Raw genomic sequence first — 19,810 nt, 5'->3', positions numbered from 1 at the left:
CCGTGGCCCGCTACGAGTCGCTGATCGCGACCCTCGGCAACACTCCGCTGGTGGGTCTCAAGAACCTGTCCCCGCGCTGGGACGGTGACGAGCACGTGCGCCTGTGGGCCAAGCTCGAGGACCGCAATCCGACCGGTTCCATCAAGGACCGTCCGGCGTTGCGCATGATCGAGGCGGCCGAGGCCGACGGGCGGCTCACGCCCGGCTGCACGATCCTGGAGCCGACCAGCGGCAATACCGGCATCTCGCTGGCCATGGCGGCCAAGCTCAAGGGGTACCGGCTGGTGTGCGTGATGCCGGAGAACACCTCGGTGGAGCGGCGGCAACTGCTCACCATGTTCGGCGCGGAGATCATCGACTCCCCGGCCGCGGGCGGCTCCAATCAGGCCGTGGCGCTGGCCAAGCAGATCGCGGCCGAGAATCCGGACTGGGTGATGCTCTACCAGTACGGCAATCCGGCCAACGCGCTCGCGCACTACGAGACCACCGGCCCCGAGATCCTGGCCGACCTGCCCGAGATCACGCATTTCGTGGCCGGTCTCGGCACCACCGGCACGCTCATGGGCACCGGTCGCTTCCTGCGCGAGAAGGTGCCGGGCATCGACATCGTCGCGGCCGAGCCCCGCTACGGCGAGCTGGTCTACGGCCTGCGCAATCTCGACGAGGGCTTCGTCCCGGAGCTCTACGACGAGTCGGTGCTGACCTCCCGCTTCTCGGTCGGCCCCTACGACGCGGTCCGCCGCACCCGTGAATTGGTGCTGGAAGAGGGGATTTTCGCGGGCATCTCGACGGGTGCGATCCTGCACGCCGCGCTCGGGGTCGCCAAGAAGGCCGAGAAGGCCGGGCGGCGTGCCGATATCGCGTTCGTGGTCGCCGACGGCGGCTGGAAGTACCTGTCCACCGGCGCCTACGACGGCACGCTGGAGGAGGCGGAGGAGAGGCTCGACGGCCAGCTCTGGGCCTGATCCGGCGGTACGCTCGGGGCAGGGCTAGGAGGTCTTGCCATGAGCGGTGGCAGCGGCATGGGCGCGTCGTTCGATCCGGAGCGGATCGCGCGGCTGCGCAGGGAATTGGCCGACCCGGGGGCGGGGCGCGCACCCGTCCCGACCGGCGACACCGGTTCGTCCGGCCCGGGGGCCCTGAAATCGCTGTGGCAGCGCGCCATTGCGCTGACGCTGGGCTTCACCGCGCTGCTGTACGGCGTGGAAGCCGTCGACAGCGTGTCCGGCGGCCGTCTCGAACAGAACGGGGTGCGGCCGCGGTCCGGCGAGGGTCTGACCGGCATCCTGTTCGCGCCTGTCCTGCATGCCAATTGGGGGCACCTGCTGGCGAACACGCTGCCGGTGCTGGTGCTCGGCCTGCTCACGCTGCTGACCGGGATCGGGCGCGGGCTGGCGGCGACCGCCATCATCTGGGTGATCGCCGGTGCCGGGGTGTGGCTGACGGCCATGCCGCACACCGTGTCGGTGGGAGCCTCGGGACTGGTGTTCGGCTGGCTCACATATCTGATCTGCTGGGGCTGGTTCTCGCGGAATGTGGTGCAGATCGCGGTCGGATTGGGGGTGCTGGCCGTCTACGGGTCGATCCTGTGGGGCGTACTGCCGAGCAACCCGGAAATCTCTTGGCAAGGACATCTTTTCGGGGCGGTGGGTGGAGTGGTTGCCGGATGGGTACTCTCTGCTCATGAACGTCGTCATCGTCGCGGGGCTGACGCCGGCCGTCTCGCGTCGTAGGGGTGACGCTGGTCGCGGTCGGCGATTTGGGGGATCCCTCCGTTGAGTGAGAATGCAGCGTGGCAGCATGGGGGAATGCGCCTCACCGTCCTCGGGTGCTCGGGCAGCGTGTCCGGCCCGGATTCCCCGGCGTCGGGTTACCTGCTGACCGGCCCGGATATGACACCGACCGTCATCGATTTCGGACCCGGCGTGCTCGGCGCGTTGCAGCGTCACCTGGATCCGGGCGAGGTCGACATCTTCCTCACCCACCTGCACGCCGATCACTGCCTGGATTTGCCGGGCCTGCTGGTGTGGCGTCGCTACCACCCGAACCCGCCGACCGGTAAGGCCGTCGTCTACGGCCCGGCCGACACCTCGCTGCGGATCGGCAACGCCTCCGCGGAGATCGGCGGCGAGACCGACGACTGGTCCGACGTCATCGACATGCGGCCCTGGCAGGCGGACGTCCCGGTCCCGTTCGGCACCGGCCACACCGTCGAGGCGCGGCGCATGTTCCACCCGCCGGAGTCCTACGGCCTGCGCATCACCACCGCGGCCGGCCGCATCCTGGTCTACACCGGCGACACCGCCCTGTGCGACGAGGTCTTCGAGTTGGCCAGCGGCGCAGACGTTCTGCTGTCGGAGGCGTCGTGGACCCACGACCCGGCCAACCGCCCGCCGGGCATCCACCTCTCCGGCCACGAGGCGGGCCTGATCGCGGCCCGCGCGGGCGTCGGCGAGCTGCTGCTCACCCACATCCCGCCGTGGACCTCCCGCGAGGACGTCATCGCCGAGGCGAAGGCCGTGTTCAGCGGTCCCGTACACGCCGTGTCCCCGGGCGAGGTCTTCGACATCTGATCGTCCCGTTACGCTGAGCGTCGTGTCGAAACGAGCCGATGGCAGGGCGGATGACCAACTCCGCGACGTAAAGATCACTCGGGGTTTCACTTCGCACCCGGCCGGGTCGGTGCTGGTGGAGTTCGGGCAGACGCGGGTGATGTGCACCGCCAGCGTGAACGACGGCGTCCCGCCGTGGCGGCGTGATTCCGGATTGGGCTGGCTGACCGCCGAATACGCCATGCTGCCTGCCGCCACCCACACCCGCTCGGGCCGAGAGTCGGTGAAGGGCAAGGTCGGTGGCCGCACCCAGGAGATCTCCCGGCTGATCGGCCGTTCGCTGCGCGCCTGCATCGACCTGGCCGCGATCGGCGAGAACACCATCGCCCTGGACTGCGACGTGCTGCAGGCCGACGGCGGCACCCGCACCGCCGCCATCACCGGCGCGTACGTGGCGCTCTCGGACGCCATCACCTACCTGGGCGCGGCCGGGAAACTGGCCGACCCGCAACCGATCTCCTGCGCCATCGCCGCGGTGAGCGTCGGTGTGGTGGACGGCCGGGTGCGCCTGGACCTGCCCTACGAGGAGGACTCGCGCGCCGAGGTCGACATGAACGTGGTCGCCACCGACACCGGCACCCTGGTCGAGATCCAGGGCACCGGCGAGGGCGCCACCTTCCCGCGCTCCACCCTGGACAAGCTGCTCGATTCCGCGCTGGCGGGCTGTGAGCAGCTGTTCGTGGTGCAGAAGGAAGCCCTCGCGCTGCCGTACCCGGGCGTGCTGCCCGAGCCCGAGGAGTCCAAGAAGCGATGACCCGCGTCCTGGTCGCCAGCCGCAATGCCAAGAAGCTCACCGAGCTGCGCCGCATCCTGGACGAGGCCGGCATCGCGGGCATCGAGCTCGTCGGCCTGAACGACGTCGAGCCCTACGACGAGGCCCCCGAAACCGAACCGACCTTCGAGGGCAATGCCCTGCTCAAGGCCCGCGACGGTTTCGCCGCCACCGGAATGCCCTGTGTCGCCGACGATTCCGGTCTCGAGGTGGATGCCCTCAACGGCATGCCCGGGGTGCTCTCGGCCCGCTGGTCGGGCGCCCACGGCAAGGACGAGGCCAACAACACCCTGCTGCTGGCCCAGCTCGGCGACGTCCCCGACGAGCGTCGCGGGGCCCGCTTCGTCTCGGCCTGCGCCCTGGTCGGCGCCGGTGTCGAGGAAGTCGTGCGCGGCGAATGGCCGGGCGTCATCGGCCGGAAGCCGGTGGGCGACGGCGGTTTCGGCTACGACCCGCTCTTCTTCCCGGACGGCGGCGAGCTCTCCTCGGCCCAGCTCACCCCGGCCGAGAAGGACGCCGCCTCGCACCGCGGCCGCGCCCTGCGCCAGCTGCTCCCGGCACTGGCCGCCCTCGCCGAAGGCTGAGAATCCGCAGACGAGAAGGGGTTCGGAGACATGTCTCCGAACCCCTTCTCGCTGTTCTGGTGTCGCTCGATCGGAGCGTGGCAGCTGATCTCGCGCCGATTGGGGTAACTCGTCGGGTACGTCCAGAATGGTTTCGGTACTTGACCGCCGGCACGGGTGCATGGCAGTTGACGGCTCCCGAGCCGCCCGCTGAAGGCGCGGGGAGGCGGGGGAGATCAGAGGTCGAAGGCTGCCTTCACCTCTCGGGTGCGGTTGTGCTCGAACACGAAGGACAGGAACGGGATCGTGCCCGCCAGGCAGGTCAGGAACGTGGTCATGGGCTGCCACCGCGCCTTGATGCCCAGGTCGATGGTGAAGACCAGGTACAGCATGTAGAACAGCCCGTGCACCTGGCCGATGTAGAACAGCCAGTGCGGGGCGGTGCCGCTGTCGTCGAGGAGCAGGTACTTGTAGACCATCTCGCCGCACAGCACCAGCAGCCAGACGCCGGTGATGTAGGCGAGCACGCGGTAACGGGTCAGCGCGCCGCGGATCTTCTCGGGCGCGGCCGAACCGAGCGGGCGGGCCGGCGCGGTGGTCTCGGTGGCGACGGGGGACGGCGCGGAATTGTCGCTGGCGTTCAACCGGCGCTCCTCTCGGTGTGCTGCAGTCCGGCGTCACGGACCTGGTCGTCCATGTCGCGGGCGTGCAGGTCGGCCAGATACCTGTTGTATTCGGCGAGCTCTGGATCCTCGTCCCGGGCGGCCTTGGGGCGCTCCGGCAGCAGGCCCGCGGGAATCTCACGCGGTGCGGCCGGTTTCGGGCGACGGGGGCGGGCGGTGGCCTCGGTGCCGGGCTCGGCGGGCGGGGCTTCGTCCTCCCCGGCTTCCTTCTCGAGCCGCACGAAGCGGACATAGGCCCAGATCACGAATCCGGCGAAGAGCGGCCACTGCAGCGCGTAGCCGAGATTCTGATAGGTGCCGCCGCCCGATTCGAACCGGGTCCACTGCCAGTAGCCCAGACCCAGGCACGCCGTGAACGCCACGACCACGAACACGATCAGGGCCGGGCGGCGTTGGGGAGCGGACACGCACTCCACGGTACCTGCCTACTACGGGTCCCGTAGTAGGCAGGTTGCCGATCAGAACTTGAATGTGACCCCGGTCAAACGCTCGGATTCCTCCCAGAGCCGGCGCAGCAGTTCCGGATCCCGGGAGATCTTGCTGGACGGCGAGGCCTCGACCGGGCCCTGGCTGCCGAAGAAGCGGGTCGGACCCCAGTAGGTGTTCGGGTCGGCGTCGGTCTCGGTGGCCGCGAACATCGAGGAGTACGCCGCGTGGAAGGGCGACTGGCCGATGATCCGGATGAACGGCTTGGAGATCTTGTCCATCGGGGTTTCGGTCCGGGCGAACAGGTCGGTGGCCGAGACGCCCGGGTGCACGGCGTAGGAGCGCTTGGCCGAGCCCGCCGCGGCGAGCCGGTTCTGCAGTTCCCGCGCGAACATCAGGTTGGACAGCTTGGCCTGCGCGTAGGCGAGGTTGCGCTGGTAGCGGCGGTGCTCGTAGTTGAGGTCGTCGATCCACAGCTTGGGGGTCTGCTTGTGGGCGATCGAGGCCAGCGTGACCACCCGGTCGCCGATCTTGTCGAGCAGCAGCCCGGTCAGCGCGAAGTGGCCGAGATGGTTCACGCCCCACTGGGTCTCGAAGCCGTCCTGGGTCCGCGAGAACGGAATGTTCATCAGGCCCGCGTTATTGATCAGGACGTCGAATTCGCCGGTGCTCTCGGCGAACTGCCGGACCGAGTCCAGGCTGGCCAGGTCCAGGCTCGCCACCCGCACGTCGCCGTCGATGCGGTCGGCGACCTGCTGGGCCTTGGCGGCGTTGCGGCAGGCCATGATCACGGTCGCGCCCTTGCCCGCGAGTACCTTGGTGGTCTGCTCGCCGAGGCCGCCATTGGCTCCGGTGATGACGACCGTGCGCCCGGTCTGGTCGGGGATATCGCTGGGCTTCCATGCCATGGCTGTTGACCTCGCAGGTTCGGGGTTCGCAGTGCGGCTCCGCACTCGGATGTCCCGACCTTACTCCAGAGTAAGTTCCAACGGTAGGCCGAACTCGCCGAATGTCTCCCGCAATGCCCGGTTTGCCGTGTCGTTGCCGCATCTTCGCTGGTGAGCGCCACATACTGGGCCGATGACCGGTGCCAGCGTCACCGCCGCCAAGCCCGTCCCACCGCAGCCGCTGAGTCGCGGCCGAAGGAACGTCGTCTTCGGAACGGTCGCGCTCGGCATGCTCATGGCCGCACTGGACTCCACCATCGTCTCGACCGCGCTGCCCACCATCGTGGCGGACCTGGGCGGGGCCGGGCACATGGCCTGGGTGGTCACCTCCTACCTGGTGGCCGAGGCCATCGCCACCGCCCTGTCCGGCAAGTTCGGTGACCTGTTCGGCCGCAAACTCGTCTTCCAGATCAGCGGGGCCGTGTTCATCGTCGGCTCGATGATCGCCGGGCTCGCGCACGGCATGACGCTGCTCATCGCGGCCCGCGCCATCCAGGGCCTGGGCGCGGGCGGGCTCATGGTCACCTCCATGGCGCTCATCGCCGACGTCATCCCGCTGCGCGAACGCGGCAAGTACCAGGGCGCGCTGGGCGCGGTCTTCGGCATCACCACCGTCCTCGGACCCACCCTGGGCGGACTGTTCACCGACCACCTGAGCTGGCGGTGGTGCTTCTACGTGAACGTCCCGCTCGCCGTCGTCATGATCGCGGCCGCGGCCCGCACCATCCCCATGACCCGGGCCGTGGTGAAACCGATCGTGGACTACCTGGGCATCGCGCTGGTCGCGGTCGGCGTCACCTGCCTGATCCTCGGATTGGAATGGGGCGGACAGGAATACGCGTGGACCTCGCCCACCATCATCGGCCTGTTCGCGGCGGCCGCGGCGCTGCTGGCCACCTTCGTGGCCGCGGAGTTCCGGGCCCGCGAACCCATGCTGCCCATGCACCTGTTCCGCAGCAATGTGTTCACCGTCTGCTCGATCCTGAGCTTCATCGTCGGCTTCGCGCTGCTGGGGGCCATGACCTACCTGCCCGCGTATCTGCAGTACGTGGAAGGCGTGTCGGCCACCGCGTCCGGGCTGCGCACCCTGCCGCTGGTGGTCGGGTTGTTCTTCACCTCCATCCTGTCCGGCAATATCGTCGGGAAGACGGGGCACTACAAGGCGTTTCCGATCATCGGGTGCGCGGTGATGGCGGTGGGTCTCTACCTCATGTCGACCATGGGGCCGGGCACCAGCACCTGGTTGATGTCGCTGTACATGCTGATCCTGGGCCTGGGCGTCGGTCTGGCCATGCAGGTGCTGACCATCGCCGTGCAGAACAGCGTCCCGTACTCGGATCTGGGGACCGCCACCTCCGGGGTGACCTTCTTCCGGACCATCGGCAGCGCGTTCGGGACCACCGTGTTCGGCACGCTGTACTCGAACCAGCTGCGGCCGAATCTGGAAGCGGCGCTGATCGAATCGCGGGTGCCGCCGCAGGTCGCACAGAGTCCGGCGCTGCTGCGGGAGCTGCCGCCGCAGCAGGCCGCGCCGATCATCCACGCCTACGCCGACTCCATCGACTTCGTGTTCCGCTGGGTGGTGCCGGTGGCGGTGCTCGGCTTCGTCGTGGCGTGGTTCCTGCAGCAGGTCACGCTGCGGGACAGCGCTCGCGCGGAGGCCACCGATGTGGGGGAGCAGTTCTCCATGCCGGACTCGGGCGACCGGCTGGTGCAGCTGGAGCGGTGTGTGGCGGGAGTGCTGCGCAAGCTGCGGGAGAATACGGTGCCGGATCCGGGAATCCTTGCGGCGGCGGGCAGTTCGCTCGGACGGGACGAGGCGTGGGCGTTGGGTCAGGTGCGCATGTACAACCGGTTGCGCGGCGCCGCCACCCTCGAGGACATCGCCCGAACCCATTGGATCCCCGCGGAATTGATCGATCCGGTGTACGTGAAGGCGGAGCGGGAGGGGTTGTTGCGCCGCGACCGCGGCGAACTCGTCCTCACCGCCAAGGGCGAGCAGGAGGTCGACCGGGTGCGGGGCGCGTGGAAGCGCTGGCTCGAAAGTCAGCTCACCGATTGGGATTCCGCCGATCCGGCGGATCGGGTGCTGCTGGATCAGGCGATCGACAATATCGCCACCAAACTGCTGGACGAGGCCGACCGGCCCGACGTGCTCCCGGTCGGCCACTAGTCCGATCAGGCGTTGACGGTGGCGGGCCGCACGGTGGCGTCCCAGTCGATCCGGAACCGCTGCTCGCCGCCGAGCATCTTCTCCGGATTCATCCGCTTGAACATGATCGGCATCATCAACTGCATGGCCATCCGGGCGACCGGCCCGGCCGCCTTGGTCTGGTTCATCCGCGCCACCCGGGCCGCGACCCCCTCCACCCGCGGCCGCCGCAGCGCCTCGTAGGTGGCGAAAGCCATTGCCGGGTCGTCGATGTCGCGCAGGCAGCGGGCCAGCTCGATGCCGCTCTCGATGGCCAGTGACGCCCCTTGACCGGAGGTGTTGCTGGGCGCGTGGATGGCGTCGCCGGTGAGCACCATGCGCCCCCGGTGCCAGTGCGGCACCGACGGCATGATCTGCAGCGCGCCGATCACCTGCAGCTGGGCGGCGGTGGTGGCCTCGGCCAGCTGCCGGCCGGGCAGGTCATCGGCATAGGTCTCACGCAGGGTGCGCAGCCACTGTTCGGCGGAGACGGCGCGGGCCTCGGTGAGCGAGTAGTGCTGCTCGGCAGGGAGATTCGCGCCCCACGCGACCCGGCCGTCGGGCATGGCCCAGTACAGGTAGTAGGCCCGCTTCCCGAAGGCGAAGGTCATGGTCTCCGGCTCCAGGTCGAGGGGTACGTCGGTGTACGCGCCGAAGCCGAGCATGCGCAGGTAGGTGGGTCCGGGCGCGTTCGGGTCGACCAGGGTGCGCACGGTGGAGCGGATGCCGTCCGCGCCGATCAGCACATCCGCGGTGGCGCTGCTGCCGTCGGCGAAGAGGGCGGTGACGCCGCCCGCGTGCTCGTCCACTTCGACCAGCCGCTTGTCGTATTCGAAGCGCACTCCGGCCGCGACGGCGGTGTCGTGCAGGATCTCGTGCAGATCGGAGCGGTCGACCACGCGCAGCGGCTCGATGTCGACCAGTCCGGGCAGCGGGAACTGTTTGTTGTTGACCGACATCGTGGAGCGGCTGACAGGTACGGCCTTGGCGCGCACCGGATCTCCGGCCCCGACCAGATCGAGGGCGGCGACGCCATTGGGCGCGAGGGCGAGGTTGGCGCCGATCCCGTAGGCGGGGCCGGGGTAGGCCTCGAAGACGGTGGCGTCGATACCGGCCCGGCGCAGGGCGGTGGCGGTGACGGGGCCGGAGATGCCGCCGCCGATGATGATCGCGGAACGAGTGGTTTTTGACATGGGTCTCTCCCGAGAAGTGTTCGAAGGCTTGCCGAAAACCCCGAACCGTCCCGCGCGTGGAGAACCCAGTTATCCTGTAGTTGCCAAACTCGGTGCCGGGTTCGCCTGCACGGACGCGGTTCGAGACGGTGTGTTCCGGGCTTCGGTGGCGGTGTTGCAGCACCCTCGCCGGGGCCCGGTTCCGTTCATGAGTCGTGCTGAGTGTGCGGTGTGTTCGCGCCCCCTTCCACAGCCAGCTCTGCCAGGTCGGGGGGTATGACGCCGTCGCGATGCCAGGCCCGCCAGCCCTCGGTGTCGGGGAAGCTGCCGTCGGCGAGCGCGTCGCGCAGGCCGCGGGCCCAGTCTGCCTCGGCCGCCAGCATGGTCAGCTCGTAGTCTTCTTCGACCAGGAACAGGCGCGGCAGTGAGCCTTCCACGGCGGCCAGTTGGGCGCGGGTGTCGGCGATGATGGTGTCCAGCTTGGCGATTCGCCGGGTGAGCAGGTCGACGACCTCGTCCGGGGGCAGCACCGAGAGCACGGAGAGCCCGGCCATGAAGCGGCGCTTCTCGGGTTCCGGTTCGGCGATGAGCTCGCGGGTCCAGTCCAGCAGTTCGGCGCGGCCCGCGTCGGTGATGCGGTAGATGGTGCGTTCGGGGCGCGCGCCGTCGCGTTCGCTGCCGGTGATCTCCAGGAAGCCGTGCTTGGTGAGGTTGTCCACGACGGTATAGAGCGAGCCCCATTTGATGCCCATGTCGTTGTCCTTGCCCCAGGCCCGCAACCTCGCGGCGATCTCGTACCGGTGCATGGGCTGGAGCACGACGGCGGACAGCACCGCCAGACCCATCAGATTGGCTACCTTGCGCTTGCGGGCCATGGGGCACCTCCTTACTCGTCTACGAATATACGTCTACGAGTAATGAGGTCGCAAGCACTTACTCCGCGGCGAAGCGCGCCCGCAGCAGATCGGAGGTGGCCTGGTCGGCGGGCAGGAATGCCTCCAGGTGCAGCTCCGACAGGGTGATGTCGGTGGCCGTCGCGAACGAGGTGAGGGTGGTGATGAGCCGCAGCTCCCCGGCGTCGGAGCGGAGTCGCAGCGGCACCGCGAAACCCAGATGCCCGGGCCCGGGATCCACCGGCGGCAGATAGCCCTCGAGCTCCGCGATGAGCGCGTCCAGCGCCGGATCGGGGCTGCGGCCCGCCCGATTGCGCAGGCTGTCGGTGATGTGGCGGCCCCACTCCGGCAGGTTCACCACTCGCCGGGCCAGCCCGTCCGGATGCAGGGCCAGGCGCAGCACATTGACCGGCGACTCCAGCAGCTCCGGCGCGCAGCCCTCGGTCAGCAGCTCGAAGGCCGGATTCGCCGCCACCAGCACCCCGAACGGGCGCGTCACCACCGCCGGATACGGCAGGTGTCCCTGCAGGATGGTGTCGAGCGCGTACCGGACCGCACCGAGTTCCGGTGCGTCCAAGGAGGATTCGGGAAACACCGGGGCGTACCCGGCCGCCAGCAGCATCGCGTTGCGTTCGCGCAGGGACAGCCCGAGCACCTCGGCCAGCCGCACCACCATGGTCCGCCCGGGATGCGAGCGGCCCTGTTCCAGGAAGCTCAGATACCGCTGGCTGGTCTCGGCCGCGATGGCGAGATCGAGCTGGCTGAGCCGTCGCCGGGTGCGCCAGCCGCGCAGTTCCTGGGCGAAGGGTGTCGTCGTCGCCACGGCCATGGTCGTCATACCTCCACTGTGCGGACGGGGATGCGGTCGCGCGATTCCCTCCAGGGAATGACGTGGACGGCCATCCGATCATTCCCTGCGGGGAATCGCGTGGATTCGCCGGACCGCACAGACTCGCTTCTCGACAACCGGACTCGAACCCACGGAGAAGAACATGAACGGCATTGCCTACCAACTGGAATCGCAGCGCGGCCTCGCCGGGCTGACCACCCGAGTGCAGGAGATCCCGGTGCCGGGCCCGCGCCAGGTCGTGGTGCGGGTGCGCGCCACCGCGCTCAACCGCCGCGACATCATGCTGCTGGAGGGCAGCTATGTGCTGCCCGCCCGTCCCGGCGTCGTGCCGCTGGTCGACGGCGTCGGCGAGGTGATCGCGAAGGGCGACCAGGTGACCCGAGCCGCTATCGGCGACCGGGTGGCCGGCACCTACTTCGTCTCCTGGAACGACGGACCGCAGTTGCAGGCGGCGTCCGCCCAGCAGTACGGCGCGAACCACGACGGCTGGCTCGCCACCTACATACTGCTGGAGGAGGATTCGGTGGTCCACGTGCCCGCGCATCTCACCGATGCCGAGGCGGCGTCGCTGACCTGCGCGGGACTGGTCGCCTGGGCCGCGCTGACCAAGCCGATCCCGGCGGTGCCGGGGGAGACCGTGCTGACCACCGGCACCGGCACGGTGGCGCTGGCGGCGGTGCAGCACGCCAAAATGCTGGGGGCGCGGGTCATTTCGATCACGTCCTCGGCCGAGAAGGCGGAGCGGTTGCGGAAACTGGGCGCCGACGAGGTGATCGACCGGGTCCGGGTGCCGGAGTGGGAGCGGGCGGTGCTCGAGCTCACCGGCGGCGAAGGCGTCCAGCACGCGGTGGAGGCCGTCGGCATGCCCACGCTGCCGAAATCCGTTGCCTCCGCGGCGTACAACGCGCAGGTGACCTTGATCGGGGCGTTCCAGCCGGCGCCGGGACAGCCGCAGCCGCCCAGCCTGTTCGGGGGCAAGTTCGTGTCGATCCGCCGCATCGCGGTGGGCAGCCGGGCGGATTTCGAGGCGATGAACGCCGCGCTGGCCGAGCACGAGGTCCGGCCGGTGATCGACCGGGTGTACCCGTTCGAGGAGTCGGTCGAGGCCTACCGCTACTTCATGGAGGGTGACCCGTTCGGCAAGGTGGTGATCGCCATGAAGTGACCGCTATCTGTTGGCAATCAGTTGGAAAAGATATCCACCTGGAACGATTTCCTTATCAAGTGGAAGGTTCTGCAATTCGGCAAATCTGTGTAGCGTGCTTGAAGGAGTGGCTTTTCGGATCTACGGCTTTCGCTTCGACCGAAGGAGTTCCCGGGTGACGGTGGGCGCGGTGCACGAGAGACCCGAGGCGGCGGACGAAGCGTCCGCCGAAGGCACCCCGGGTCTGAGCGCACCGGGGTCGATGTCGCCGAAGATGCTGGCCGGACTCGTGGCGCTGTCGCTGAGCATGGTGGTCGCCCTGATCGGCGGCGCTCTGTGGGAGGGCTTGAACAGCCCCGGGGGGCCCGACGCTCCGGCCGGCCCGGCGCCCAGTACCTCGCAGCGGCCGGTCGACGCCACCACCTCACCGGTCCCGGCCCCCGCCTCGGCTCCGCCGCACGGCCCGGCCCCGGCCCCGACCCCCGGTCCCGCCGCGCCGCCGCCTCCACCGCCCGCCCCGGTGGCGCAGAATCCCGCTCCCGCACCGCAAACCGAGCATTACGTCCCGCCGCCGCCCCCGGTCGAGGTCGCGCCCGCGCCGGCGCCCGCCCCGGCTCCGGCGCCCGCTCCGGAACCCGCGCCCGCCCCGGCTCCGCCGCCTCCGCCGCCCGCACTGCCCGACATTCTCGCCCCGATCCTGCCGTTCCTGGTGCCCCCGCCCCCGCCACCCGCGCCCTAGCCGCGCGCCGCGGAATCCGAAGGAGGACAGCCATGCTCGGAACCGCTGACGAAATCCGGCGCGACACCGGTGATCTCGATCCGCGTCGCCTGGGGCAGGTCCTGCTCGCGGCCGTGCTGATGGCGGCGGGTGTCGGGGTGGGCGTGCTGATCACGTTCTCGGCGGAGAGTCCGGTCGCCGACACCTCGGTGGTGAATGTGCCTCGGCTGCGCCACGATCCGCACGCTCCGGCCCAGCATCCGCCGACTATCGCTCCGGCGGTTCAGGTTCCGTACGCGCCGGGCGTGAATCCGGCGGCGTCGAATCCGGTTCCGCCCGTCCCGCTTCCGGCCCCCGCGGCCGTGCGTCCGGCCCCGCTGCCGCCCGGGCCGCCGCGTCCGGTGGACGTGCCGGTGGTCATCGCCGGCGAGGCCGGTCCGGTGCAGCTGCCTGCGGCGCCGCCGGTCGAACCGGGGCCACCCACCGAGTGACCCGGATCCCCGGTCGGCCCACTAGATTCCGGCGACGCCCGCGAGCTGGCCGATTCCGTAGGTGACGGCCATGGCGATCGCGCCGCCGAGCACCACGCGCAGCACCGCGCGGCGCGGGTTGGCGCCGCCCATCCGGGCGCTGACCGATCCGGTGATGGCCAGCGCCACCAGCACCGCGGCGAAACAGACGGGGATGCGCCACTGGACCGGCGGCACCAGGATGGCGATCAGCGGCAGCAGCGCGCCGATGGTGAAGGAGATGGCCGAGGACAGCGCGGCGTGCCACGGGTTGGTGAGATCGTGTGGGTTCAAACCCAATTCGGCCTCGGCGTGGGCGGCGAAGGCGTCGTGCGCGGTGAGCTCCGCGGCCACCTGGCGCGCGGTTTCCTCGCTCAGGCCCTTGGCCCGGTAGATGCCGGTGAGTTCGGTCAGTTCGTATTCGGGTTCCTCAGCCAGTTCGCGCTTCTCCTTGGACAGCAGGGCGCGTTCGGTGTCGCGCTGGGTGCTGACCGAGACGTATTCGCCGACCGCCATGGAGATCGCGCCCGCGGCGAGTCCGGCGATGCCCGCGGTGAGAATGGCGTCGGAGTCGGTGGAGGCGGCCGCGACGCCGACCACCAGACCGGCGGTCGAGACGATGCCGTCATTGGCGCCGAGCACGCCCGCGCGCAGCCAGTTCAGTTTGGCCGAGAGACCGGTGTCGTGCGGCTCGTGCGGGTGCGGCGCCGTGGTGTCGGCGGTCCCGGCTCCGATGTCGTCCACCTGATCAGCGTAATTCACGGTTCACGACTCATGCGGGAGCGTGATCGGGCGAGGCATGGCTCCCACTTCCGGGGGAAGCGGATGGTTTGCTGGAACGATGGGGGCCATGGTGGGTTTCTGCAAGCGGTATTGGTCGGTCATCCTTCCGCTGGCGGCGGCACTGATATTGACGGTGACCTGGGGCCGGGAGCTGAACTCCACGGTGGCGGTTCTGGTCGGGGTCTGGCTGATCGGCGCGGTGCTGTCCTCGGTCCATCACGCGGAGACGGTGGCGCACCGGGTGGGGGAGCCGTTCGGGTCACTGATCCTGGCGGTCGCGGTGACCATCATCGAGGTCGGCCTCATCGTCACCCTCATGGTGTCCAGCGGTGAGAAGTCCGCCTCGCTGGCCCGCGACACCGTCTTCGCCGCCGTAATGATCACGTGCAATGGCATTTTCGGGCTGTCCCTGCTGGTGGGAGCGTTGCGCCGGCGGGTGGCCGTCTTCAATGCCGAGGGTACGGGCGGGGCGCTGGCCACGGTCGCGACGCTGGCCACGCTGAGTCTGGTGCTGCCGACCTTCACCACCAGTGAGCCGGGTCCGGTCTTCTCGGCCTCGCAGCTGATCTTCGCCGCGGTGGCCTCGCTGGTGCTCTACGGAGTGTTCGTGATGGTGCAGACGGTCCGGCACCCGGACGACTTCCTGCCCGTCGAGGGTTCGGCCGCGGCGGGCGAGGACGAACACGAGGAACCGCCGACCCGTCGGGAGACGCTGCGCAGCTTGGGTTTGCTGCTGGTTGCCCTGATCGGAGTGGTCGGTTTGGCGAAGGTGGAATCGCCCAATATCGAACACGGGATCGCGGCCCTCGGGCTGCCGCCGTCCGCGGTCGGTGTGGTGATCGCGATGCTGGTCCTGCTGCCCGAGACCATCGCGGCCGTGCGGACCGCGCGCCGGGACCGGGTGCAGATCTCGCTGAATCTGGCGCTGGGTTCGGCCATGGCCAGTATCGGCCTGACCATCCCCGCCATCGCGCTGGCTTCGATCTGGATCTCGGGCCCGCTCATGCTCGGCCTGGGCGCGACCCAGATGGTGCTGTTGGCCCTGACCGTGGTGGTCGGCGCGCTGACCGTGGTGCCCGGTCGCGCGACCCTGCTCCAGGGTTGTGTGCACCTGGTGTTGTTCTCCGCCTTCGTCTTTCTCGCGGTCAGCCCGTAAGCGGGGTCACGAGATCCGGAGACGGGTCACGAGGTCCAGCGGTAGATCTGGCCGTCGCGTAGTTCGACGGACGTCGCCGGTGCGGTGGCGTGGTGCCGGGACAGCAGCGCCATCACCCGGGTGCGCCCGCGCGTGGTGACGCCGTCCTCGGTCCAGTGCACGTAGGGGTGCACCAGTTTCGCGAATTCCGCCCAGTCGCCGGCCTCGATTGTGCGCAGGACCGCCGACACCGTGTTGTCCACACGCGACAGTGAACACGCAGTGTCCGGGTTACGCGCGGGTTCGCCGGGAAGTCGAGGGTTGCTGAGAGATCACTCGATGCGGCTTCGGGTATGGCCGAGGGCCGCGAATCCCCCTTTCGGGGGGTCTGCTCGGAGGGTGCCGCGGATCATGGTTATAGCCGTTCCGCTCTGATAACACGTTCTAGAATCCCAGGTCACATGGGTCGCCGTCCCGCTGACCGGGACCGACGAGCCTGGTATCCATCGGTAACTTGGAGGCTCCGGTCACACTCGAGTCCGATTTGTTGTAACTCCGGGTAACCATTAGCTTTGATGGCAGGCAGTGTTGCCGATCACGGAGAAGAAATTTGAAGCTCGTCACCCCGCGTCGGTTCCGGCGTCTCGAAGAAGTGGTCCCCCGATGACCCGGGCCGTCCAGAGCCGGTCCGCTGTGCGCATCGTCCGGGACAACTTCTCCAGCACCTCGGTGGCGTCGCTGCGCACCTTCGGCCGCGCGGTCGGCATCGCCGAGGAAGCCGTGGTCGGGACCTTCACCGATATCGCGCGTCGCCAGTTCCAGTGGAAAGAGGCGATCCTGCAGGCGTGGCGGCTGATCACGGTCACCGCGATCCCGGCCATCCTCATCGCGATTCCGTTCGGCGTCATCGTCTCGGTCCAGGTGGGCAATCTGATCCACACCCTGGGCGCGGATTCGCTGCTCGGCGCGACCGGCGGCCTGGGCGTCATCAAGCAGGGCGCACCGTTGGCCACCGGCTTCCTGCTGGGTGGCGCGGGCGCGGCGGCGCTGGCCGCGGATCTGGGCGCGCGCACCATTCGCGAGGAGATCGACGCGCTGAACACCATGGGCATCAGCCCGATTCACCGCCTGGTGATCCCGCGGCTGGTGGCGATGGTCTTCGTGGCGCCGCTGCTGAACGTGCTCATCATCTTCGTCGGCGTGCTCGCCGGGTACGGCGTCGCCATCGGCGGGCAGGGCGTGACGCCCGGCTCGTACTGGTCCACCTTCGGGTCCTTCACCACCACCGCCGATGTGTGGGTGTCGCTGTTGAAGGCCGTCATCTTCGGATTCCTCGTGGTGATCATCGCCTGCCAGCGCGGGCTCGAGGCGAAGGGCGGCCCGCGGGGTGTCGCCGACGCGGTGAACGCCGCGGTGGTGCTGTCGGTGGTGTCGATCGTGACGGTCAATCTGGTCGCCACGCAGATCACCGATCTGTTCCTGCCCACCAGGCTGGCCTGATGTCGGCTACCTACGTGCCCAAGGGGCTGGGCCCGTTCGCGCGCGCCTATCGCAAGCGGGGCCTGATCCTGCGCCGGGTGGAGAGCCTGGGTTTCACGCTGGCCTTCGTCTGGCAGGTGCTGTCGTCGATTCCGTTGACGCTCGAGCGGTATCGCGCGGAGACCATGCGCGCCATCAGCGATATGACCTGGGGCCGCGGCTCGGTCATCGTGGGCGGCGGCACAGTTCCGATGATGATCGTGCTCGGTCTGGTCATGGGCGCGTCGGTGGCGGTGGAGTCCTTCACCACGCTCGACATGCTGGGCATGGGCCCGGTGTCGGGTCTGGTGTCGGCGTACGCCACCACGCGTGAACTGGCCCCGATCGTGGCGGCCATCGGTTTCGCGGCGCAGGCGGGCTGCCGCATGACCGCGGAGATCGGTTCCATGCGCATCTCCGAGGAGATCGACGCCATCGAATCCCTCGGTCTGCGTTCGGTTCCCTTCGTGGTGACCACCCGCGTGCTGGCGGGCGCGGTGGCCATCGTGCCGACCTTCCTGATCGCGCTGATCCTGTCCTACGCGGCCTGCCGCGGGCTGATCACGCTGGTGCACGGGGCCTCGGCCGGTGTGTACGACCACTATTTCTTCCAGTTCGTCTCCGGCTTCGACGTGATCGCGGCGGTGGTGAAGGTGGCCGTGTTCGCGGTGGTGGTGATCCTGATCCACTGCTACTTCGGCTTCTTCGCGACCGGTGGTCCGGAGGGCGTGGGCATCGCCTCGGGCAAGGCGGTCCGCGCGTCGTCGGTGGCCATCGTGGCCATGGACATGGTGATGTCGCTGGCCCTGTGGGGCTTCAACTCGGCGATTACGTTCACGGGGTAGGGGATGCCGAATTACGGAATGCCGGGTGTGGCCGTCGATCGCAAGCGCGCGATGACGGTCGGCACGGTGGCGCTGGCGCTGGTGGTGACGGTGGTCGCCGGATGGGCGCTGTGCCGGTCGCAGCAGGACGAGCCGGGGATCCCGATCTCGTTGCGCACCGAGCAGATCGGTGACGGCGTGCTGGTCGGCACGGATGTGCGCGCCGATGGCGTGGTGGTCGGCAAGGTCACCGAGATCGCTCCGGACAAGCACGGTACCCAGCAGATCTCGCTGCGTCTGGACGATTCGAAGCTGTTCGGCCTCGACGACAGCCTGCGGGTGGATTACGCGCCCGCCAACCTGTTCGGCATCAGCGAGATCGAATTGCGCCGGGGCGCGGGCGGTTCCCCGCTGCGGCCGGGCACGGTGCTGGACTTCACCGGCCGCCGCGCGAGCGAGGTCTACGACGCCACCATGGGCTCGATCCTGCGCAGCGCCGCGCAGGTGGGCGGGTCGGTGCTGACGCCGCAGATGGCCTCGGTCATCGCGCAGGCCGCGGCCGACACCCAGGCGTTCACGCCGCTGGCGCAGGCGCTGATCACCGCGCAGCGCACCATCACCGACAACCAGAAGATGCCGATGTCGCAGCTGTTCGGCGAGCTCGGTCCGGCCTTCGACGGCGGCGGCCAGTTCGCGGGCGCGACGGTGCAGGTGGTGGACCTGATTCGCAGCATGCAGCGTCTGCAGACCGACCGCGCCACCTATGACAAGGGCGTCGCGACCGTCACCGGTCAGCTGCTGCCCGCGCTGGCGGCCACGTTCTCGCAGGCCGGAACTCAGCTCTCCGGCAGCACCGACATGTTGGTGCCGGTGCTGACCGCGCTCGCGCAGATGGTGCCGCAGCCGCAGCAGTCCTCGGCCGAACTGCGCCTGCTGCTGGAGCGGCTGCGCGCCGCCATGCCCGACAACGGGCAGGGGCCGGTGCTCAACGTGCAGGTCGAATTGAAGGGCATGCCCGGTATCGCGGTGCCGCTGCTGGGAGGTGCGCGATGAATGTGAAGCAGGCGGGCTGGCGGCTGGCCCTGTTCGCGAGCGTGATCGGGGTGGTGCTCCTGTTGGTGCTCACCGCGATTCAGCGTCCGGTGTCCGGGCGCACCGAGACCCACGACGCCATCTTCACCGATGCCAACGGCCTCAAGGTCGGCGATGACGTGCGCATGTTCGGTGTGCAGGTCGGCAAGGTGAAGCAGATCGGACTGGAGGGTTCGAAGGCGCGGGTGCAGGTGTCGGTCAAGACCGATTCGCCGGTGTACGACAACTCGAAACTGGCCATCCGCTACCAGAATCTGACCGGGCAGCGGTACATCGACCTGCAGCAGCAGCCGCAGCCGGGCAATCGCATCGCCGCGGGCGCGCGCATCGGCGAAGACCACACGGTGCCGTCGTTCGATGTGACGCAGCTGTTCAACGGCCTGAAGCCGGTGTTGCAGACCATCTCTCCGGAGGCGATCAACCAGTTCAGCGCGAGCATGGTGGCGTTGATCGAGGGCGACGGCAGCGGGCTGGGCCCGGCCATGGACGCGATCGGGAAATTGGCGTCGTACGTGGACAACCGGCAGCAGGTGATCTCGACGCTGATCCGCAATATGTCGGATCTGTCGGACCGGCTCGGCGGGCGCGTGCACTACCTGGTGCCGCTGCTGAAGCAGCTCTCCGACATCTTCGAGGCATTGCAGCAGAACATCGGCGGGCTGGCGCAATTCGCGGTGACCGCGCCGTCGGTGCTGCGGCCGATCGACAACCTGCTGCGCACGCTGGGGATCAACAGCGGCTCCGACGTGGACGCGCTGATCCGGCAGATCTTCCCCGACGCCAAGGAGGCGGTGGCGGTCCTCGGCCGCCTGCCCGCCGTGCTGAGCGCCGCCGACGCGGCCCTGCCGGCCAGTCCGAGCGGATGGAAGCCGGTGTGCAGCAAGGGAACCGCGGAACTGCCGGCGGTGGTCAAGGTGCTCGTGTCGGGACAGCAGGTGGCGATATGCAACGGATGAGATTGCCGCGCGCTCTTCAGGG

General features: G+C 69.1%; 22 protein-coding genes. 14 read left to right on the top strand and 8 right to left on the bottom strand.

Translation table 11 applies throughout. The features are described from left to right. Nucleotides 1-2: 2 nt before the first annotated feature. The 5 genes from ACWEOI_RS29515 to ACWEOI_RS29495 all read left to right on the top strand — a co-directional run bounded on the left by ACWEOI_RS29515 (nucleotide 3) and on the right by ACWEOI_RS29495 (nucleotide 3,968). Nucleotides 3-965: a cysteine synthase gene (locus ACWEOI_RS29515; RefSeq protein ID WP_433671129.1), complete on the top strand. Its 963-nt coding sequence runs from the start codon at nucleotides 3-5 to the stop codon at nucleotides 963-965. A gap of 39 nt (nucleotides 966-1,004) precedes the next feature. After that, entirely contained in the window at nucleotides 1,005-1,733 is a 729-nt protein-coding gene (locus tag ACWEOI_RS29510; protein ID WP_452361689.1) for a rhomboid family intramembrane serine protease, read from the top strand. A 75-nt stretch (nucleotides 1,734-1,808) separates the two neighbouring features. After that, nucleotides 1,809-2,573: a cyclic nucleotide-degrading phosphodiesterase gene (locus ACWEOI_RS29505; protein WP_452361688.1), complete on the top strand. Its 765-nt coding sequence runs from the start codon at nucleotides 1,809-1,811 to the stop codon at nucleotides 2,571-2,573. 22 nt (nucleotides 2,574-2,595) lie between these two features. Beyond that, nucleotides 2,596-3,366: a ribonuclease PH gene (rph, locus tag ACWEOI_RS29500; RefSeq protein ID WP_357098674.1), complete on the top strand. Its 771-nt coding sequence runs from the start codon at nucleotides 2,596-2,598 to the stop codon at nucleotides 3,364-3,366. Beyond that, a complete protein-coding gene (locus ACWEOI_RS29495) occupies nucleotides 3,363-3,968 on the top strand; it encodes a non-canonical purine NTP pyrophosphatase (RefSeq protein ID WP_452361687.1) in 606 nt (201 codons plus the stop codon). The genes rph and ACWEOI_RS29495 overlap by 4 nt, the downstream gene beginning before the upstream one ends. 215 nt (nucleotides 3,969-4,183) lie before the next feature. Here the strand turns inward: ACWEOI_RS29495 and ACWEOI_RS29490 are convergent, their stop codons facing one another. Genes ACWEOI_RS29490 through ACWEOI_RS29480 form a run of 3 tightly spaced genes read right to left on the bottom strand, consistent with a single transcriptional unit; the run spans nucleotide 4,184 to nucleotide 5,964 of the window. Next, nucleotides 4,184-4,591, bottom strand: a complete 408-nt coding sequence (locus ACWEOI_RS29490) for a DUF3817 domain-containing protein (RefSeq protein WP_433671137.1) — start codon at nucleotides 4,589-4,591, stop codon at nucleotides 4,184-4,186. After that, nucleotides 4,588-5,046, bottom strand: coding sequence for a transcriptional regulator (locus ACWEOI_RS29485; RefSeq protein WP_452361686.1), 459 nt, complete (start codon nucleotides 5,044-5,046; stop codon nucleotides 4,588-4,590). Before ACWEOI_RS29485 ends, ACWEOI_RS29490 begins: the two co-directional genes overlap by 4 nt. 42 nt (nucleotides 5,047-5,088) lie before the next feature. Then, a complete protein-coding gene (locus ACWEOI_RS29480) occupies nucleotides 5,089-5,964 on the bottom strand; it encodes an oxidoreductase (RefSeq protein ID WP_452361685.1) in 876 nt (291 codons plus the stop codon). A gap of 172 nt (nucleotides 5,965-6,136) precedes the next feature. Here ACWEOI_RS29480 and ACWEOI_RS29475 point away from each other — a divergent pair, with 172 nt between their 5' ends. Then, complete coding sequence (locus ACWEOI_RS29475; protein WP_452361684.1) at nucleotides 6,137-8,176, top strand: DHA2 family efflux MFS transporter permease subunit; 2,040 nt, start codon at nucleotides 6,137-6,139, stop codon at nucleotides 8,174-8,176. A gap of 5 nt (nucleotides 8,177-8,181) precedes the next feature. Here the strand turns inward: ACWEOI_RS29475 and ACWEOI_RS29470 are convergent, their stop codons facing one another. The 3 genes from ACWEOI_RS29470 to ACWEOI_RS29460 form a co-directional block, all read right to left on the bottom strand. Next, nucleotides 8,182-9,387, bottom strand: a complete 1,206-nt coding sequence (locus tag ACWEOI_RS29470) for an FAD-dependent oxidoreductase (RefSeq protein WP_452361683.1) — start codon at nucleotides 9,385-9,387, stop codon at nucleotides 8,182-8,184. Nucleotides 9,388-9,572: 185 nt separating this feature from the next. Then, complete coding sequence (locus tag ACWEOI_RS29465) at nucleotides 9,573-10,241, bottom strand: PadR family transcriptional regulator (RefSeq protein WP_452361682.1); 669 nt, start codon at nucleotides 10,239-10,241, stop codon at nucleotides 9,573-9,575. A gap of 58 nt (nucleotides 10,242-10,299) precedes the next feature. Further along, complete coding sequence (locus tag ACWEOI_RS29460; protein ID WP_379272673.1) at nucleotides 10,300-11,097, bottom strand: helix-turn-helix domain-containing protein; 798 nt, start codon at nucleotides 11,095-11,097, stop codon at nucleotides 10,300-10,302. Nucleotides 11,098-11,251: 154 nt separating this feature from the next. Between ACWEOI_RS29460 and ACWEOI_RS29455 the strand changes: the two genes are divergently transcribed. From ACWEOI_RS29455 to ACWEOI_RS29445, 3 genes are all read left to right on the top strand, one after another. Further along, nucleotides 11,252-12,274 carry a zinc-dependent alcohol dehydrogenase family protein gene (locus ACWEOI_RS29455; RefSeq protein WP_452361681.1) on the top strand — a complete coding sequence of 341 codons (1,023 nt, stop codon included), beginning with the start codon at nucleotides 11,252-11,254 and terminating at the stop codon, nucleotides 12,272-12,274. A 154-nt stretch (nucleotides 12,275-12,428) separates the two neighbouring features. Then, nucleotides 12,429-12,992 carry a hypothetical protein gene (locus ACWEOI_RS29450; protein WP_452361680.1) on the top strand — a complete coding sequence of 188 codons (564 nt, stop codon included), beginning with the start codon at nucleotides 12,429-12,431 and terminating at the stop codon, nucleotides 12,990-12,992. A gap of 32 nt (nucleotides 12,993-13,024) precedes the next feature. Continuing rightward, a complete protein-coding gene (locus tag ACWEOI_RS29445; RefSeq protein WP_452361679.1) occupies nucleotides 13,025-13,462 on the top strand; it encodes a hypothetical protein in 438 nt (145 codons plus the stop codon). Between the two features lie 21 nt (nucleotides 13,463-13,483). Here ACWEOI_RS29445 and ACWEOI_RS29440 read toward each other — a convergent pair whose 3' ends face one another. Continuing rightward, entirely contained in the window at nucleotides 13,484-14,215 is a 732-nt protein-coding gene (locus ACWEOI_RS29440) for a VIT1/CCC1 transporter family protein (RefSeq protein WP_433673252.1), read from the bottom strand. A 115-nt stretch (nucleotides 14,216-14,330) separates the two neighbouring features. Here ACWEOI_RS29440 and ACWEOI_RS29435 point away from each other — a divergent pair, with 115 nt between their 5' ends. Beyond that, the gene (locus tag ACWEOI_RS29435; RefSeq protein WP_452361678.1) at nucleotides 14,331-15,419 is read left to right on the top strand and encodes a calcium:proton antiporter; all 1,089 of its coding nucleotides are present in this window, start codon (nucleotides 14,331-14,333) and stop codon (nucleotides 15,417-15,419) included. 26 nt (nucleotides 15,420-15,445) lie between these two features. Here ACWEOI_RS29435 and ACWEOI_RS29430 read toward each other — a convergent pair whose 3' ends face one another. Next, nucleotides 15,446-15,661 carry a nuclear transport factor 2 family protein gene (locus ACWEOI_RS29430; protein ID WP_357095817.1) on the bottom strand — a complete coding sequence of 72 codons (216 nt, stop codon included), beginning with the start codon at nucleotides 15,659-15,661 and terminating at the stop codon, nucleotides 15,446-15,448. Nucleotides 15,662-16,061: 400 nt separating this feature from the next. Between ACWEOI_RS29430 and ACWEOI_RS29425 the strand changes: the two genes are divergently transcribed. Genes ACWEOI_RS29425 through ACWEOI_RS29410 form a run of 4 tightly spaced genes read left to right on the top strand, consistent with a single transcriptional unit; the run spans nucleotide 16,062 to nucleotide 19,788 of the window. Then, nucleotides 16,062-16,898, top strand: a complete 837-nt coding sequence (locus ACWEOI_RS29425; RefSeq protein ID WP_357095820.1) for an ABC transporter permease — start codon at nucleotides 16,062-16,064, stop codon at nucleotides 16,896-16,898. Beyond that, on the top strand, nucleotides 16,898-17,761 hold the full coding sequence (locus tag ACWEOI_RS29420; protein WP_452361677.1) for an ABC transporter permease: 864 nt from the start codon (nucleotides 16,898-16,900) through the stop codon (nucleotides 17,759-17,761). The genes ACWEOI_RS29425 and ACWEOI_RS29420 overlap by 1 nt, the downstream gene beginning before the upstream one ends. Before the next feature lie 3 nt (nucleotides 17,762-17,764). Beyond that, nucleotides 17,765-18,793 carry an MlaD family protein gene (locus ACWEOI_RS29415; RefSeq protein WP_452361676.1) on the top strand — a complete coding sequence of 343 codons (1,029 nt, stop codon included), beginning with the start codon at nucleotides 17,765-17,767 and terminating at the stop codon, nucleotides 18,791-18,793. After that, nucleotides 18,790-19,788, top strand: a complete 999-nt coding sequence (locus ACWEOI_RS29410) for an MCE family protein (protein ID WP_433671162.1) — start codon at nucleotides 18,790-18,792, stop codon at nucleotides 19,786-19,788. Before ACWEOI_RS29415 ends, ACWEOI_RS29410 begins: the two co-directional genes overlap by 4 nt. The last annotated feature ends 22 nt before the right edge of the window (nucleotides 19,789-19,810 follow it).

This window comes from Nocardia sp. NPDC004340, assembly GCF_053602575.1.
This window is presented reverse-complemented; position numbering and strand designations above follow the sequence as displayed.

What these genes read in the sequence shown, in the direction of transcription:
- ACWEOI_RS29510 (WP_452361689.1), top strand. Translation starts at nt 1,005, where the DNA reads ATGAGCGGTGGCAGCGGCATGGGCGCGTCGTTCGATCCGGAGCGGATC.
- ACWEOI_RS29505 (WP_452361688.1), top strand. Translation starts at nt 1,809, where the DNA reads ATGCGCCTCACCGTCCTCGGGTGCTCGGGCAGCGTGTCCGGCCCGGAT.
- ACWEOI_RS29495 (WP_452361687.1), top strand. Translation starts at nt 3,363, where the DNA reads ATGACCCGCGTCCTGGTCGCCAGCCGCAATGCCAAGAAGCTCACCGAG.
- ACWEOI_RS29480 (WP_452361685.1), bottom strand. Translation starts at nt 5,964, where the DNA reads ATGGCATGGAAGCCCAGCGATATCCCCGACCAGACCGGGCGCACGGTC.
- ACWEOI_RS29475 (WP_452361684.1), top strand. Translation starts at nt 6,137, where the DNA reads ATGACCGGTGCCAGCGTCACCGCCGCCAAGCCCGTCCCACCGCAGCCG.
- ACWEOI_RS29470 (WP_452361683.1), bottom strand. Translation starts at nt 9,387, where the DNA reads ATGTCAAAAACCACTCGTTCCGCGATCATCATCGGCGGCGGCATCTCC.
- ACWEOI_RS29465 (WP_452361682.1), bottom strand. Translation starts at nt 10,241, where the DNA reads ATGGCCCGCAAGCGCAAGGTAGCCAATCTGATGGGTCTGGCGGTGCTG.
- ACWEOI_RS29460 (WP_379272673.1), bottom strand. Translation starts at nt 11,097, where the DNA reads ATGACGACCATGGCCGTGGCGACGACGACACCCTTCGCCCAGGAACTG.
- ACWEOI_RS29455 (WP_452361681.1), top strand. Translation starts at nt 11,252, where the DNA reads ATGAACGGCATTGCCTACCAACTGGAATCGCAGCGCGGCCTCGCCGGG.
- ACWEOI_RS29445 (WP_452361679.1), top strand. Translation starts at nt 13,025, where the DNA reads ATGCTCGGAACCGCTGACGAAATCCGGCGCGACACCGGTGATCTCGAT.
- ACWEOI_RS29435 (WP_452361678.1), top strand. Translation starts at nt 14,331, where the DNA reads ATGGTGGGTTTCTGCAAGCGGTATTGGTCGGTCATCCTTCCGCTGGCG.
- ACWEOI_RS29425 (WP_357095820.1), top strand. Translation starts at nt 16,062, where the DNA reads ATGACCCGGGCCGTCCAGAGCCGGTCCGCTGTGCGCATCGTCCGGGAC.
- ACWEOI_RS29420 (WP_452361677.1), top strand. Translation starts at nt 16,898, where the DNA reads ATGTCGGCTACCTACGTGCCCAAGGGGCTGGGCCCGTTCGCGCGCGCC.
- ACWEOI_RS29415 (WP_452361676.1), top strand. Translation starts at nt 17,765, where the DNA reads ATGCCGAATTACGGAATGCCGGGTGTGGCCGTCGATCGCAAGCGCGCG.
- ACWEOI_RS29410 (WP_433671162.1), top strand. Translation starts at nt 18,790, where the DNA reads ATGAATGTGAAGCAGGCGGGCTGGCGGCTGGCCCTGTTCGCGAGCGTG.